The organism is Janibacter melonis (assembly GCF_020567375.1).
GTDB lineage: Bacteria > Actinomycetota > Actinomycetes > Actinomycetales > Dermatophilaceae > Marihabitans > Marihabitans melonis.
Genome location: NZ_JAJBZM010000003.1, coordinates 437,974 through 453,161, shown reverse-complemented (window position 1 = coordinate 453,161; position 15,188 = coordinate 437,974). Strand labels below are relative to the sequence as shown.

The following is a 15,188-nucleotide window of genomic DNA, read 5'->3' as shown; positions in this document are numbered from 1 at the left end:
CCGCGCCAGTACCCTCGCGCCATGTCGACCCCCGGGCTGCAGCGGCCCGCACCCACCTCGCCCGCGGCGCTCGACGCCCTCACCCGTCGACCGGTCCGTGACCTGCTCGTCGAGCTCGGCGGCCATGTCGTGCTGGGCGTCGCCGTCCTCGGGATGGCGCTCCCCGCGGCTCTCACCCTGCGCGACGCCGAGGCTCCCCCGTACCGGCCGCTGCCCACTGGGCTCGCGCTGGCCCTGCTCGCGCTCGCCAGCGTACTGGTGCTGATGGGTCATCGGCGGAGGGGCACCGACCGCCTCCCGCTGCCGGCCCTCCACGCACTCGCCATGGGCGTCATCCTCGTCGTGACCGCCGGGCTGTGGTGGGCCTCCACGTGGAGTTCTCCGGCACCCTCTCCGTCAGCACCCCTGCTGGCGGTCTTCGCGACATGGGTGGCCGGCGCGGTGAGCAGTGTGCTCTTCTGGCGCCGGCCACTGCCCCGTGCCCAGCCTCACCACGACCCCCTGCTCGACGAGGACGGGCCGGTCCGCGTGCTCGCCGCCCTCGCCGGGGCGAGCTCCTACCGTGCCGACGCCCTCCAGGAGCGCCTCGGCGTCAACGAGCCGACCCTCGTCGCCTGGCACCGTCAGCTCGTGAATGTCGGCTACGCGACCTCGCACCTGCGCGGGGGCCGGCCCTGGCTCGACGCGACCGGGCTGGGCCGCACCGCCCTGACCGAGCACCTCACCGCGGTGAGCGCCGGGACGTGACGGACGTGGCCCTCACGGGGCTCACCCGGCCGCGACTGCGCGACCTCGGGGTGCGTCTCGTCGAGGACGCCGCCCTGCCCGTCGCCGTCCCCGGTGCGCTGCTCCTCCCTCCAGGGGCCGACCAGCACGCGACCCTCGTCTTCGTCGCCTGCGGCGGGATATGGCTGGCGACCCGGCTCTGGTGGCGCGACGTCGCCCCGCTGCATCCCTCCGGGGCGACGAGCACGACGATGGGGTCGGTGCTCGCCGCGCTCGTCGTCGTCATCGCACTGGCCGGCCTCGTGTGGGCCTTGCTCCAGCAGATCGCGGTGCTCGTCGGCGTCCTCGCCCTCTGCCTCGCCCTGTCTCTCGCCGCCGATGTCCGCGACTGGCGACGCCCGCCGCCCGCCGCGCAGCCCCGTCTCGACCCCGCACTCCGCGAGCACCCAGGCCCCACCCGGGTGCTCACCGCGCTCATGCCGGTCGGCAGCTACCGGGCGACCGCGCTCCAGCGCCGGCTCGACGTCGACGAGCCGACCCTCGTCGCGTGGCACCGCACCCTCGTCGACCTGGGATACGCGACCTCGCACGAGACCCTCGGGCAGGCCTGGCTCGACGCCACCGAGGTCGGCCGAGCCGCCATCGCCGGTCATCTCGCCGCGGTCGGCGGCCGAGGCTACTGACAACTACTTTCCGGATACGAAAGTAGTTGCTACGGTGATCCCATGGACACCGAGCAGCCGACCCCGACCCCCGAGCAGGCCCGCAGCGCGCTCGCCGAGGCCGAGTCCAACGCCGTCCGCGACCGCCGCGACGTCCAGGTGCACGCCCTGGCGGTCGCGGGCTTCGGCACACTCATCGGGCTCTTCGTCGCCGCCCGAGAGCTCTTCAGCGGCCCGTGGACGGGTCTGCTCACCGCCGCCTACCTCGCCGGGCTCGTCGGCCTGGCCACGTGGCAGACCCGGGCACCGCGCTCGGCGCCGCGCCACAGCAAGCGCACCGGCTACCTCGGTCTCGCCGGCACCCTCGTCATGGTCGTCGTCTCGGTCGGGCTGCTCAACTGGCGCGGCCACGACCGCCAGCCCGAGCTGTGGCTCGTGCTCCTGTCAGCCCTGCTCGTCGCGGCCCCGATGCTCCTGGCGGCCGCCCGCATCTACCGCGCCGCCCGTCGATGAGCGCACCCGGCCGGCACGCCCGCCACCGGCTCGACGAGACGATCCACGCCCCGGTGCGCTTCAGCATCGTCACGACCCTCGCCGGGTCCGACGAGGTCGAGTTCTCCGCCGTGCGCGACACCGTCGAGGTGAGCGACTCGGTCCTCTCGCGCCAGGTGAGCACGCTCGAGGCCGCGGGCTACGTCAAGGTCCGCAAGGGCTACGTCGGCAAGCGTCCCCGCACCTGGCTCTCGCTCACCGCCGCCGGACGACGCGCGCTCACCGCTCACCTCGACGCCCTGCGCGAGATCGCCGGCGGGCGGCCCTGACACGGACCGACGACGGGGCTCGACCTGCAGGTCGCGCCCCGTCGGTGCCGGTCAGACCGGGGGGATCCCCCGGCGCCGCTCGGAGAAGCGGCGGTCCCGACCGCGCGCGTGCGCGAGCCGCCGGACGATGTCGGCGCGCAGCTGCTCGGGCTCCACGACGTCGTCGATGACGAGGTCGGCGGCCAGCCGCTCGAGGTCGACGTCCTGCAGGTACTCCGCCCGACGGGCCTCGACGAAGGCGTCGCGGGCCTCCACCCCTTCGCTGCTCTCGATCTCGGCGATCTTGTTCGCGTACACCGCGTTGATCGCCGCCTCGGGACCCATGACCGCGATCCGCGCGGTCGGCAGCGCGATCGTCGCGTCAGGCCCGAAGCCCGGGCCGCCCATCGCGTACAGCCCCGCCCCGTACGCCTTGCGCACGACGACGCACAGCTGCGGCACGGTGGCAGAGGAGACCGCGGAGACCATCTTCGCGCCGTGCCGGATGATGCCGGCGCCCTCGACCTCGGAGCCGATCATGAAGCCCGGCACGTCGGCGAGGTAGACGAGCGGGATCGAGTACGCGTCGCACAGCCAGATGAAGCGGGCCGCCTTGTCGGCGCTGTCGGAGAAGAGGACGCCCCCCTTCGCCATCGAGTTGTTCGCGACGATGCCGACGCTCTCGCCGGCGACACGACCGATGCCCACGACGAGCTCGGGCGCGAAGAGGGGCTTGACCTCGAAGAAGGAGTCGTCGTCGACGAGCCCGTCGATGACGTCGTGGATGTCGAAGGGCTGGCTCTCGCGCTCGGGGATGTCGGCCGCGGTGAGCGGGCGCGCGGGCTCCTCCGGCTCGTAGGTCGGCAGGTCGGAGCGCCAGCTGAGCGGCAGGTAGGAGAACCAGAGCCGGGCCAGCTCGATCGCCTCCGCGTCGTCCTGGACGAGCAGGTCGCCGACGCCGGAGACGGTGCAGTGCATGCGCGCCCCGCCCATCTCCTCGAGCGAGACCCGCTCCCCCACGACCATCTCGGCCATACGCGGGCTGCCGAGGTACATCGAGGCGTTCCCCTCGACCATGATGACGAGATCGGTGAAGGACGGGATGTACGCGCCGCCGGCCGCGCTCGGCCCGAAGAGGCAGCAGATCTGCGGCACCTTGCCCGACAACGCGACCTGGTTGTGGAAGATCCGTCCGGCACCGCGTCGACCGGGGAACATCTCGACCTGGTCGGTGATCCGCGCACCGGCGGAGTCGACGAACCAGAAGACGGGCAGCTCCTCGCGCAGCGCGGTCTCGGTGGCGCGCACGATCTTCTCGACCGTGCGAGCGCCCCATGACCCCGCCTTGACCGTGGGGTCGTTGGCGATGACGATCACGGGTCGGCCGTCGACGAGGCCGCGTCCGGTGACGACGCCGTCGGCGGGCAGCCCGCTCGCCAGGGCGTTCGCGTAGCGCCCGTCCTCGACGAAGGTCCCCTCGTCGAGGAGCAGGTCGATCCGGTCGCGGACGTAGAGCTTGCCCTGGTCGTCGAGCTTGGCCCTCGCCCGCTCGGTCGGCGCGGCCGAGGCGGCGTGCGCGGCACGCAGCCGCTCCCGCACCTCGGCGACCTTCGGGTCGGCGGGGTACCCGGGCGAAGGGGGCGTCACGCCGGCAGCCCGAGGTGGCGGGCGATGACCATGCGCTGCACCTCGGAGGTGCCCTCGCCGATCTCGAGGATCTTCGCGTCGCGGTAGAAGCGGGCGACCGGGTACTCCTCCATGAAGCCGTTGCCGCCGAAGACCTGGGTGGCGATGCGGGTCGCGGACACCGCGGCCTCGGAGGTGTAGAGCTTGGCGATGCTCGCGGCCTTGGCGACCTCGGTGGCCGAGCGGCGCCCGCGGTCATGCTCGTCCTTGAGCCACGCGGCCTTGTAGGTGAGCACGCGTGAGGTCTCGGCCATGAGGGCGAGATCGGCGACCTGGAAGCTCACGCCCTGGTTGGCGCCGATGGGGCGGCCGAAGGCGGTGCGGGTCTTCGCGTACTCGGTCGACAGCTCGAGCATGCGCTGGGTGAGCCCGCAGGCGAGCGCGGAGATCGCGATGCGCCCGTCGTCGAGGGTCTTGAGGAACTGGCGGAAGCCGCGCCCCTCCTCGCCGAGGAGGTTCGCCTCGGGCACCCGGCAGCCGGCGAAGGTCAGGCCGTGCGTGTCGGAGATGTGCCAGCCGAGCTTGTCGTAGGGCGCCTCGACGGTGAAGCCCGGCGTACCGCTCGGCACGAGGATCGCGCTGATCTGGGGGCGGCCGTCCTCACCGGTGCCGGTGCGGGCGGTGACCGTGACGACCGAGGTGATGTCGGTGCCGGAGTTGGTGATGAAGGCCTTCGCCCCGTCGATGACCCAGTCCTCGCCGTCGCGCACGGCGCGCGTACGGGTGCCCCCGGCGTCGGAGCCGGCGTCGGGCTCGGTGAGGCCGAAGCCGGCGAGGGCGCGTCCGGCGACGAGGTCGGGCAGCCAGGTCTGCTTCTGCTCGTCGGTGCCGTACGTGAGGATCGGGTTGATGCCCAGGCCCACGCCCGCCGAGAGGGTGATGCCGATCGACTGGTCGACGCGGCCGAGCTCCTCGATGGCGACGCACAGGGCGGTGAAGTCCCCGACGACCCGGCCGTCGCTCGTCTGCTCGTCGGCGCTGCCGCCGTACTCCGTCGGCACGACGAGGCCGAAGAGCCCCAGCTCGCCCATCCGCGGCACGACCTCGGTCGGGAAGTGGTGGTCACGGTCCCACTGCGCGACGTACGGCTCGACCTCGCTCTGCGCGAAGTCGCGCACCGCGGCGCGGAAGTCCTCGTGGTCCTGGCTCAGCTCGAACATCGTCGTCCTCACGCTCTCTCTGGGGTCGCCAGTGCTTGACGTTGACGTCAACGTAAAGCACGATGCGGGCCATGACAAGTCGTCCCGCTCCCCCGTCGTCGCACCCCGACGAGCGGTCCCGGACGTGGACGATCCGCGAGATCGCCGAGGAGTTCGGCATCACGCATCGCACGGTGCGCCACTACGAGGAGCTCGGCCTCATCAGCCCCGAGCGGGTGGGCACGACCCGCGTCTACCGGCGCCGTGACCGCACCCGGCTCGCGCTCGTGCTGCGCGGGCGGCGCCTGGGCTTCCCGCTGGACGAGATCGCCAAGATCATCGACCTCTACGACGCGCCGCGCGGGCGGGCCAGCCAGCTCGAGTACGTCCTGGGGCAGATCGAGGAGCGCCGCGACGACCTCGAGCAGCGCCGCCGCGACATCGAGGACGCCCTCGCCGAGCTCGACACCTTCGAGCGGCGCTGCCGCGAGGACCTCGGGTCCCTCGCCCGCTGACCCGACTTTCGTCGACGGCCCACGAGGCCCCCCTTCGCGCGCGTAGGGTGCGACGACATCGCGACGGCCGGACCCACCGGGGGGAGACGGCCGTCGAAGACGAAGGAGTCACGATGCGTCCTGCAGTCTCTGCTGCCCTCGCGGTGCCGACCGCGGCCACGCTGCTCGTCCTCGGGGGGACGAGCGCGAGCGCCGAGGACCGCTACACGATGACGCTCCGCGACACGATGGGCAACGGCAGCGGCGCCACGGCCACCGTGATCATGGACATCCACGACGACGAGATGACCCTGAAGATCACCGGCAAGGGCTTCGTGCCGAACGCGCCGCACGCCCAGCACTTCCACGGGTCCTTCGACGTCAACAAGGACTTCACCTGCCCGACGCCCGCGGCCGACGCGGACGGCGACGGCCAGGTGACGACGGAGGAGGGCCTGCCGACGTACGGCGACATCATCATCTCGCTGACGACGGAGGGCGACACGAGCCCGAAGAGCGGTCTGGCCGTCGACCGGATGCCCGTCGCGGACGCGAAGGGGCGTCTCACCTACGAGCGCACCTTCCCCCTGCCGAACGGCTCGGGTCGCAAGCTGCGCAACCTCCACGTCGTCCAGCACGGCCTCGATGCCAACGGCAACGAGAAGTACGACCTCGGGGCCCTCGGCGAGTCGACCTTCGCGCGCTCGGCCGGGGTGAAGGGCATCCCCGAGGAGGCGACGAACCCCGCGACGTGCGGCACCGTGAGCGGCGCCGCGGTCGGGGCGGCCCCGAGCGGTGGCGTCGACACCGGCGGCGGGTCGAGCGACGGGCTCGAGGCGAAGGGGGCCCTGGGCGGGGGCGCCGTCGCGATCCTCGCGGCCGGCGCGCTCGTCGCCTGCCGCCGGCGCCTGACCGGGGAGGGCTGAGCAGGCCCGGGCGGGCCCCCTTCGCGTCCCGTTGCTGCGGGGTGCTCAAGAAAAGATGCAATCGGTCCCATCCGACCTCGTGAGGACTCCGAACCCCTGTCACGACCGACCGACCCCAGGGGCCGGTCGACACCACGACAAGGGAGTCACGAATGCGTACCCTGACCAAGGCCAGCATGGTCGTCCCGGCAGCGGCTGCGATGCTGCTCGCCAGCGCCACGGGCGCGAGCGCCGAGGACCGCTACTCGATGAAGCTGCTCGACACGATGGGCAACAACAGCGGGTCGTCCTCGACCGCCGAGGTCACCGTCGACGGTGACGAGATGACGATCAAGATCCAGGGCAGCGGCTTCACCCCCAACTCGCCCCACGCCCAGCACTTCCACGGGTCCTTCGACGCCAACAAGGACTTCACCTGCCCCACCGCCGCGGACGACGCGGACGGCGACGGCCAGGTCAACACCGAGGAGGGTCTGCCCCGCTATGGCGACGTCATGATCTCGCTGACGACGAAGGGCGACACGAGCGCCAAGAGCGGCCTGGCCGTCGACCGCATGCCGGTCGCCGACGCGGACGGCAACCTCAGCTACGAGCGCACCATCGCGCTGCCGGCCGGTGCCGGCGCGAAGCTGAAGAACCTCCACGTCGTCCAGCACGGCCTGGACGCGAACGGCAACGACAAGTACGACATGGAGGCGCTCGGCGAGTCCAGCTTCGCCAAGTCGCTCGGCGTCGACGGCATCCCGGAGGAGGCCACGAACCCGGCCACCTGCGGCACCGTGAGCGGCGCTGCGGTCGGCGCGGCCCCGACCGGTGGCGTCGACACCGGTGGCGGCACGACCGACGGCGTGGAGTCGAAGGGGGCGCTCGGCGCCGGTGCCTTCGCCATCCTCGCCGCGGGCGCGATCGTCGCCACGCGTCGTCGTACGGCCACGGAGCGCTGAGCGAGCCGTGTCGAAGCACGCCACTGACCGCAGTCGCCGCGCCACCGGCGTGGCGGCTGCGGTCGCGGCCCTCACCCTCGGTGGCGGGGGGCTGGTCGCCTACGGTCTGAGCCAGCAGGAGACGCGTGACCCCGCCTGGGTCGCCTCGTCCGGCGGGTCGCACGAGGGTCATGGGATGTCGTCCTCGGCGGCCGAGCCGAGCGGCTCGAGCACCTCTGGGTCCTCGTCCGGCTCCGCGGGCTCCGCTGACCCCCACGCCGGTCACATGGGCATGGGCGGGTCCAGCTCGTCGGGCTCCTCGAGCCCCACCGCGTCGCAGAAGCCGGCCGCACGCTACGTCCGCCCCAGCGGCGAGACCCTCGCGCGCTCCCAGCCGACGAAGGTCCGCATCCCCTCCCTCGACGTCTCGAGCACGATCGGCGAGCTCGGTCTGCAGCAGGACAAGCGGATGGAGGTGCCGCAGGACGGCACGAGCACCGGGTGGTACACGGGCAGCCCCACCCCGGGCGAGCTCGGCCCGTCGGTCCTCGCCGCCCACGTCACGTGGGACAAGAAGCCCGCGGTCTTCTTCGACCTCGGGGCGATGAAGAAGGGCCAGAAGATCGAGGTCGACCGCAAGGACGGCACGACGGCGATCTTCTCCGTCGAGGACGTCGGGCAGTACCCGAAGTCCGACTTCCCGACCGACGACGTCTACGGCACCGTCGACCACGCCGCGCTGCGGCTCATCACGTGCGGCGGGTTCTTCGACGGCGAGACCGGCCATCACGTCGACAACGTCGTCGTCTACGCGAAGCTCGTCGGCTCGCGCTGACGACGCAGGGACTCAGCCCCGGGGGGAGGCTGAGCCGGAGGGGACTGAGCCGCGGGGGGGCTCAGCCGGCAACCGGTCGAGATAGCTGTCGATCTCGGCCGCGGTGGGGGCGGTCGCCGGTCCGCGGCGGGTGACCTTGATGGCACCCGCGGCGTTGGACCGGCGGCACGCCTCGACCCAGTCGGTGCCCCGGGCGCGCTCCGCGACGAGGACACCGGTGTGGCAGTCGCCGGCGCCGTTGGTGTCCACCGCCCGCTCCGGGTAGCCCGCCACGAGGGTCGCCGGCAGATCGCCCGAGGCGACGGCGCACCCCTTCGCCCCGTCACGCACGACCGCCACCGCTCCCGGCGCGAGGTGCGCGAGAGCCGCCTGAGCGGCCATCGTCATCTCGACCTCGCCGGTGAGCGCCTCGCCCTCCTCGGCGTTCGAGGTCCACACGTCGGTGAGCGCCAGCGCACGACGCCGCACCGGCTCCTCGAGCTCGGCGAAGATCGCCCCCGGGTCGAGCACGACGTGCACCTGCGCGGGCAGGCTCTCCAGCCAGCCGAGCAGCGGGTCGCGGGTGCGCCCGACGAGGCTGTAGCCGCTGACGCACACGAGGTCCCCCGCGACGGGCTGCGAGGTCTGGAGGGACTCGACGGTGATCTCGCGCTCGGCGAGCTGCGTTGTGACGAAGGTCCGCTCGCCGCTCGGCTCGAGCATGACGACGCAGATGCCGGTGTCCTCGCCGCGCACGACGGGCGCCGACACGCCCACCCCCTCGGCGGCGAGCGCCTCGCGCACGAGGTCGCCGTTGGGGCCCTCGCCGTGCGCGCCGGCGTGGACGCACGTCGCGCCCGAGCGGGCGGCCGCGAGCAGGATGTTGACCGCTCCCCCGGCGTAGCGCTCGTAGCCCGACGCCATGGAGTTCGCGCCCCGGCGCGGCAGCGCGGGCACCTCGAGCACGGCGTCGACGAGGGCCTGTGCGGTGTGGATCACCCGGGGTGGCATGCGGCGATCGTAGGCGCAGCGGGCACACTGACGGCCATGACCGCCGCGCGCCGCTTCACCTCCGTCGAGCACACCTCGGCCGCCCTCGCGGAGGCGGGGTACATCGCCTCGGACGCCATCGCGACGACCGTGTACCTCGCCGACGTCCTCGGCAAGCCGCTGCTCGTCGAGGGGCCCGCGGGCGTGGGCAAGACCGAGCTGAGCAAGGCGGTCGCCGCGGCGACCGGCGCCGAGCTCATCCGGCTGCAGTGCTACGAAGGGGTCGACGAGGCCCGCGCCCTCTACGAGTGGAACCACGCGAAGCAGCTGCTGCGCATCACCGCCGCCGGCGCGCACCACGACACCACCGGCGCGGACGAGGCCGACTGGCATCACGTGCGTGACGACATCTTCACCGACGAGTTCCTCCTCGACCGCCCGCTGCTCAAGGCGGTCCGCTCCGAGCACCCGAGCGTGCTCCTCGTCGACGAGCTCGACAAGGCCGACGTCGAGATCGAGGGGCTGCTCCTGGAGATCCTCTCCGACTTCGCCGTGACCGTCCCCGAGCTCGGCACGATCACCGCACGGCACACCCCCTTCGTCGTCCTCACCTCGAACGCGACGCGCGAGCTCTCCGAGGCGCTGCGCCGCCGGTGCCTCTACCTGCACATCGACTACCCCGAGGCCGCGCTCGAGCAGCGCATCGTCTCGCTCAAGGTCCCCGAGCTCGACGCGACGCTCGCCGAGTCGGTCGTCCGTCTCGTCGGGGCGCTGCGCGAGATGCGGCTGCGCAAGTCGCCGTCGGTGGCCGAGACCATCGACTGGGCACGCACCCTCATCGCCCTCGGCGGCGACAGCCTCGACCCCGAGCTCGTGCGCTCCAGCCTCGGCGTCCTGCTCAAGCACCAGGAGGACATCGACACCGCGACCGCGCGGCTGGACCTCACCCGTGCCCTCGCCTGACCTCGACGCGACGACGAGCGACCCGCTGACCCGGCGGGTCGTCGACCTCGCCCGGGCGCTGCGTCAGCACGGCGTCGCCGTGGGCCCGTCCGAGAGCGTCGACGCGGCCGCCGCGTGCGCCGCCCTCGGCGTCACCGACCGCGAGCGCCTCCGCGCCGGGGTGGCCGCCGCGATGATGCGGCGCGAGGGCGACCGGGCGGTCTTCGACCAGCTCTTCGACATCTACTTCCCGGCGGCCGTCGGTGACCGGACCGAGGTCGGCGAGGTCGAGGCGGCCCGCGACCCCGCGAGCGCGCGCGAGGCGGCCGCCCGCCTGCGCGACGAGCTCGCCGACGCGCTGGCCGCCGACGACACGGCCGCCCTTGACCGGCTCGCCGCCCGCGCGGTCGCCGAGCTCGGCGCCCTCGCCAACGAGGCGACGACCGGCAGCTACTCCGCGGCCCAGGCGCTCGAGCGGCTCGCCCCCCAGACCGCGATCGCGGCCGCCCTCCAGCGTGCCCGCGACGCCGGCCGGGTCGTCTCGGGCTCGGGCGAAGGGGGCGGGGGCGGCGGCTCCGGCAGCGGCGGCACGCAGGGCGGCGGGTCAGGTGGCGGGTCTGGCGCGGGCGAGCAGGTGGAGTCGCTGACCGACCGCTTCGACCGCGACGAGATCCGCGGGCGGGTCGCGGGCTTCCGCCGACGGGTGGAGCGCGAGGCGACCCGGCGCAACGCCGAGGTCCGCGGGGCGGAGCGGATCAGCCGCTACGGCGTACGAGACCCGCTGGCGCGCAAGGACTTCCTGCTCACCGGGACGACCGAGGCGGGCGAGCTGCAGGCGGCGATCCGACCGCTCGCCCGCAAGATCGCTGCCCGGCTCGCGGCCCGGCAGCGCCGCGCGTCGCGGGGGTCGGTCGACATCCGGCGCACCCTGCGGCGGGCGATGTCGACCGGAGGGGTGCCGGTGCGCCCGGCCTACAAGCACCGCCACCACTCGCGCGCGGACGTCGTGCTCGTGTGCGACATGTCCGGCTCGGTGTCGGGCTTCTCGCGCTTCACGATGCTGCTGCTGCAGGCGCTGTCGACGCAGTTCCGGCGGGTGCGCTTCTTCGGCTTCGTCAACATCTGCGACGACATCACCGAGATCGTCACGAGCGCGCGGGTCGGCGAGGACATCCGCACCGAGGTCGCGCAACGCGCGAGCATGTCGCGCTGGCACGGCAGCAGCGACTACGGCAGCGCGCTCACCGACTTCGTCGACCGCTGGCTCGACGCCGTCGGCCCCCGCAGCACGGTGCTCGTCCTCGGCGACGCCCGGACCAACGGCACCGAGCCGCACGTCGAGGCGCTGCGCACCATCGCCGCGCAGGCCCGCCACGTCGTGTGGCTCAACCCCGAGCCGCGGGCCCAGTGGGACAGCGGGGACTCCGTCGCCGGCCGCTACGGGCAGGTCGTCGACATGCACGAGGTCCGCAACCTCGACCAGCTGCGCCAGTTCGTCGCCCGCGCCCTCCCGGTCTGACCCGCCCCTCCCCCGTCGCCGACGCCTCCCCCTTCGCCGACCCCTCCCCCTTCGCCCCGGCCTCCCCCGTCGCCCGCCCCCCTCGCCCGGCCTCCGACAAAACCCTGCCAGCAGCCTTTCGACGTGGCGGGACCCTGTCGAAGGGGTCCTGGCACGTCAAGACCCAGCCAGCAGGGTTTTGTCGGAGGGGGCAGGATCTCCACGAGATCTCCAGATCGACCTCCGAAGGCCTGCAGGTGGGGCTCCCTAGCCTGGGCTCATGCCGCTCGATCCCGTCCCCGCGCCACGTCGCGTCCTCGTCGTCGAGGACGACCCGACGATCAACCAGGCCCTGTGCGACCGCTTCGCCGCGGAGGGCTTCGCCGTCGAGCGGGCGGTCGACGGACCGGGCGCGGTCGACACCTTCGAGCGCACCGCGCCCGACGTCGTCGTCCTCGACCTCATGCTCCCCGGCTTCGACGGCCTCGAGGTGATGCGCCGGATCCAGCCGCTGCGCCCCGTGCCGGTGCTCGTGCTCACCGCCCGCGACGAGGAGGCCGACGTCGTCCTCGGTCTCGGGCTCGGTGCGGACGACTACCTCACCAAGCCCTTCCGGATGCGCGAGGTGCTCGCCCGCGTGCACGCCCTGCTGCGCCGGGTCGACCGCGCCCGCGAGCTCGCCGACCCGGGTACGCCGGTGCTGCGGCACGACGGCCTGGAGCTCGACCCGCGGACCCGTCGCTGCACCGTCGAGGGCACGGAGGTGCACCTCACGCCCACGGAGTTCGACCTGCTCGCGCTGCTCTGCGCCGACCCCGGCACCGTCGTGCGGCGCGAGCGGATCGTCGCCGAGCTGTGGGGCTGGGACGAGAGCCTGGGCAGCCGCACCCTCGACAGCCACGTCAAGGCGGTCCGGGCGAAGGTGGGCGCGCACCGTCTGCGCACCGTCCACGGAGTCGGGTACGCCCTGGCCGACGAGACGCCGTGATGGACCGTCACGAGCCCCTCGCGGGTGTCACCTCCATCCGGACCCGGCTCGCCGTGCTCGTCGGCGCGAGCGTCGTCGTCGCCGCGCTCGTCGGTGCGCTGGGCACCGACGTCGGCGTGCCGCTGTGGATCTCGCTGCCGGTGACCATCGCCCTTGCCCTCGTCGTGACGCGCTGGCTCGCCACGGGGATGACGACCCCGCTGCGCGAGATGACGGCGGCGGCGAGCCGGGTCGCGGACGGCCACTACGACGTACGGGTCACAGACTCGGGCACCGCCGAGATCGGCGCCCTGTCGCGGGCGCTGTCGTCGATGGCCCGCGACCTCGGCGCCGCGGACGAGCACCGGCGTCGTCTCGTCGCGACCGTCGCCCACGAGCTGCGGACCCCCCTCGCGGCGCAGCAGGCCCTCCTGGAGAACCTCGTCGACGGCGTCACGGCACCCGACGACGCCGCGCTGCAGCAGGCGCTGCACCAGTCCGAGCGGCTCGGGGCGCTCGTCGCCGACCTGCTCGACCTCTCCCGCGACGACGGGCGCGGCGCGCCGATGACCCCGCAGCGCGTCCCCGTGCGCGAGCTCCTCGACCGCGCCGTCGGCGAGGCCGCGCTCCAGAGCCGCTCGGTCGAGCTCGTCGCGCGCGTCGACCCCGAGGACCTCGTCGTCACCGCCGACCGCGGTCGCCTGCAGCAGGTGCTCGCCAACCTCGTCGACAACGCCCTGCGCCACTCCCCCGAGGCGGGCACGGTCACCCTTCGTGCGGCGCTGGCCGGACCCGACCACTGGTCGCTCACCGTGGAGGACGAGGGGCCCGGCCTCGCGCCCGACCGCGCGGAGCGTCTCTTCGACCGCTTCGGCAGCGGTGGCGACGCGGCCGGCGGCACCGGGCTCGGCCTGGCCATCGTCGGCTGGGTCGCGGCGATGCACGGCGGCCGGGTCGAGGCCCTCCCGCCCCGAGAGGGCTCCTCCCCCGGCGCCCGGTTGCGCATGACCCTGCCCCTCGACCCCTCCGCCCGACTCCAGGAGCCCGTGATGAGCACACCCGACCCCGCCCTGCCCGCACCGACGGTGCCGACCGTCGCACCGCTGCCCGACGTGCTCGACCAGCCCCGCGGCTGGGTCCGCCGGTGGTGGCCGGAGCGCGACGAGCGCCCGCAGACGCGGGCCGTCGGGGTGGCGCTGGCCGTCGGCGCGCTCGCCGCCGTCGTGCTCCCCGGGCACGACCCCGGCCTCGGGCTGCTCCTCGTCCTCGTGGCGGGCGGAGTGAGCCTGTGGGTCGCCTCGCCGCGCCGGTCGCGCCCGCTCTCCTTCGTCGTCGCCGCGCTCGCGGTGCCGCTCGCCCTGACGACGGTGCTGCGGGCCGACTTCGGGCTCGTCGTCCTCGCCCTGCTCACCGCCGCGGTGCTCGCGATGCTCGCGTGCACCGGCGCCCGCTCCCTGCCGGGTGTCGCCGCGGGTGTCCTCGCCTGGCCGGCCGCCGCGCTGCGCGGCCTGCCCCTGCTCGACCGGACCCTGCGGGCGAGCGCACGCCGGGGACAGGTGTGGTCGACGGTGCGGGTGGCCGCGATCTCGCTCGTGCTGCTCCTCGTCTTCGGCGGGCTGCTCGCCAGCTCCGACGCCGTGCTCGGCTCCTGGGTCGACGCCGCGCTGCCGGAGATCGGGGACGACGCCGTCTTCCGGGTCTTCACCTTCGTCTTCTTCGCCGGCGTCACGCTGTGCGGTCTCTACGTCGCGATCAACCCGCCGGCCGTCGACGCGGTCGAGCCCAGCGCGGCCGTCGGCTACCGGGTGCCACCGCGGGAGTGGCAGGTGCCGCTCGTCGTCGTCATCGCCGCCTTCGTCGCCTGGCTCGCGGCCCAGGCCGCCTCGCTCGTCGGCGGCCACGAGTACGTGCTGCGCACGACCGGAGTCACCTACGCCGAGTCCGCCCGCGAGGGGTTCGCCCAGCTCGCCCTCGTCACCGCGCTGACGATCGGGCTCGTCAGCCTCGTGCGCACGTGGGGTCGCGCGGAGCGCGCGGCCGACCGGCGCCTGCGCACCGGGCTCTGCACCGCCCTGTGCGTGCTCGCCCTGCTCGTCGTCGGCTCGGCCCTGCGCCGCATGGCGCTCTACCAGGAGGCCTACGGGTGGACCGTCACGCGGGTGGCCGCGGACCTGCTCGAGATCTGGTTCGGCGTCGTGCTCCTCGGCGTCCTCGTCTCGCTCTACGTGCCCTGGCGGCGGTGGTCGGGCCGCTTCGTCGTCCTCACCGGTGCGGCGACCATGCTCGTCCTCACGGTCGGCGACGTCTCCGCCTTCGTCGCCGGGCGCAACATCGCGCGCTACGAGGCGACGGGGCGGATCGACACCGAGTACCTCACGTCGATGAGCGCGGACGCCGCGCCGACGATCCACGCGAGCTCGCTGCCCCGAGACGTCAAGGCCTGCGCGCTGGCTCGGTGGTCCGACCCGGACGAGGGGGTGCCGGCGTGGAACCTCTCGCGGCACCGCGCCCAGGAGATCGCCCGCGTCTACGTCGGTGACCCGGCCGCCGCGACCTGCCCGTCCGGACCCCGCTGGTCCTAGTCCCCCACGGCCGTCGCACGTCGGGCGTAGCCTGACGCC

General features: G+C 73.7%; 15 protein-coding genes. 12 read left to right on the top strand and 3 right to left on the bottom strand.

Going from position 1 to position 15,188, the window contains the following annotated elements:
• The first annotated feature begins 21 nt into the window (after nucleotides 1-21).
• From LIV55_RS14285 to LIV55_RS14270, 4 genes are read left to right on the top strand one after another with little or no spacing between them, the layout of a single operon-like run.
• The gene (locus LIV55_RS14285) at nucleotides 22-747 is read left to right on the top strand and encodes a hypothetical protein (RefSeq protein ID WP_229300703.1); all 726 of its coding nucleotides are present in this window, start codon (nucleotides 22-24) and stop codon (nucleotides 745-747) included.
• Between the two features lie 5 nt (nucleotides 748-752).
• Nucleotides 753-1,409: a hypothetical protein gene (locus LIV55_RS14280; RefSeq protein WP_191564690.1), complete on the top strand. Its 657-nt coding sequence runs from the start codon at nucleotides 753-755 to the stop codon at nucleotides 1,407-1,409.
• Between the two features lie 42 nt (nucleotides 1,410-1,451).
• Complete coding sequence (locus LIV55_RS14275) at nucleotides 1,452-1,901, top strand: hypothetical protein (protein ID WP_123091142.1); 450 nt, start codon at nucleotides 1,452-1,454, stop codon at nucleotides 1,899-1,901.
• Nucleotides 1,898-2,209, top strand: coding sequence for a winged helix-turn-helix domain-containing protein (locus tag LIV55_RS14270; protein ID WP_068273435.1), 312 nt, complete (start codon nucleotides 1,898-1,900; stop codon nucleotides 2,207-2,209). The genes LIV55_RS14275 and LIV55_RS14270 overlap by 4 nt, the downstream gene beginning before the upstream one ends.
• Before the next feature lie 51 nt (nucleotides 2,210-2,260).
• Here LIV55_RS14270 and LIV55_RS14265 read toward each other — a convergent pair whose 3' ends face one another.
• Nucleotides 2,261-3,835 (bottom strand): acyl-CoA carboxylase subunit beta, encoded by a 1,575-nt coding sequence (locus tag LIV55_RS14265; protein ID WP_229300702.1) that lies wholly within the window; start codon nucleotides 3,833-3,835, stop codon nucleotides 2,261-2,263.
• Nucleotides 3,832-5,034 (bottom strand): acyl-CoA dehydrogenase family protein, encoded by a 1,203-nt coding sequence (locus LIV55_RS14260; RefSeq protein ID WP_229300701.1) that lies wholly within the window; start codon nucleotides 5,032-5,034, stop codon nucleotides 3,832-3,834. The genes LIV55_RS14265 and LIV55_RS14260 overlap by 4 nt, the downstream gene beginning before the upstream one ends.
• 62 nt (nucleotides 5,035-5,096) lie before the next feature.
• Here LIV55_RS14260 and LIV55_RS14255 point away from each other — a divergent pair, with 62 nt between their 5' ends.
• From LIV55_RS14255 to LIV55_RS14240, 4 genes are all read left to right on the top strand, one after another.
• Nucleotides 5,097-5,528 (top strand): MerR family transcriptional regulator, encoded by a 432-nt coding sequence (locus tag LIV55_RS14255; protein ID WP_372430394.1) that lies wholly within the window; start codon nucleotides 5,097-5,099, stop codon nucleotides 5,526-5,528.
• A 113-nt stretch (nucleotides 5,529-5,641) separates the two neighbouring features.
• Nucleotides 5,642-6,433, top strand: coding sequence for a GVDTG sorting domain-containing protein (locus LIV55_RS14250; protein ID WP_123091146.1), 792 nt, complete (start codon nucleotides 5,642-5,644; stop codon nucleotides 6,431-6,433).
• Between the two features lie 152 nt (nucleotides 6,434-6,585).
• Nucleotides 6,586-7,377: a GVDTG sorting domain-containing protein gene (locus tag LIV55_RS14245; RefSeq protein ID WP_229300700.1), complete on the top strand. Its 792-nt coding sequence runs from the start codon at nucleotides 6,586-6,588 to the stop codon at nucleotides 7,375-7,377.
• 175 nt (nucleotides 7,378-7,552) lie between these two features.
• Nucleotides 7,553-8,191 (top strand): class F sortase, encoded by a 639-nt coding sequence (locus tag LIV55_RS14240; RefSeq protein WP_151913891.1) that lies wholly within the window; start codon nucleotides 7,553-7,555, stop codon nucleotides 8,189-8,191.
• Nucleotides 8,192-8,203: 12 nt separating this feature from the next.
• On the opposite strand, the gene LIV55_RS14235 is transcribed toward LIV55_RS14240, so the two are convergent.
• Nucleotides 8,204-9,181 (bottom strand): PfkB family carbohydrate kinase, encoded by a 978-nt coding sequence (locus LIV55_RS14235; RefSeq protein WP_123091149.1) that lies wholly within the window; start codon nucleotides 9,179-9,181, stop codon nucleotides 8,204-8,206.
• Between the two features lie 36 nt (nucleotides 9,182-9,217).
• On the opposite strand from LIV55_RS14235, the gene LIV55_RS14230 reads away from it, so the two are divergent.
• The 4 genes from LIV55_RS14230 to LIV55_RS14215 all read left to right on the top strand — a co-directional run bounded on the left by LIV55_RS14230 (nucleotide 9,218) and on the right by LIV55_RS14215 (nucleotide 15,149).
• Nucleotides 9,218-10,123 carry an AAA family ATPase gene (locus LIV55_RS14230; RefSeq protein ID WP_229300699.1) on the top strand — a complete coding sequence of 302 codons (906 nt, stop codon included), beginning with the start codon at nucleotides 9,218-9,220 and terminating at the stop codon, nucleotides 10,121-10,123.
• A complete protein-coding gene (locus LIV55_RS14225; protein WP_229300698.1) occupies nucleotides 10,110-11,621 on the top strand; it encodes a VWA domain-containing protein in 1,512 nt (503 codons plus the stop codon). The genes LIV55_RS14230 and LIV55_RS14225 overlap by 14 nt, the downstream gene beginning before the upstream one ends.
• Before the next feature lie 259 nt (nucleotides 11,622-11,880).
• On the top strand, nucleotides 11,881-12,588 hold the full coding sequence (locus tag LIV55_RS14220) for a response regulator transcription factor (protein WP_123091151.1): 708 nt from the start codon (nucleotides 11,881-11,883) through the stop codon (nucleotides 12,586-12,588).
• Nucleotides 12,588-15,149 carry a DUF4153 domain-containing protein gene (locus tag LIV55_RS14215; protein WP_229300697.1) on the top strand — a complete coding sequence of 854 codons (2,562 nt, stop codon included), beginning with the start codon at nucleotides 12,588-12,590 and terminating at the stop codon, nucleotides 15,147-15,149. The genes LIV55_RS14220 and LIV55_RS14215 overlap by 1 nt, the downstream gene beginning before the upstream one ends.
• Nucleotides 15,150-15,188: the final 39 nt, after the last annotated feature.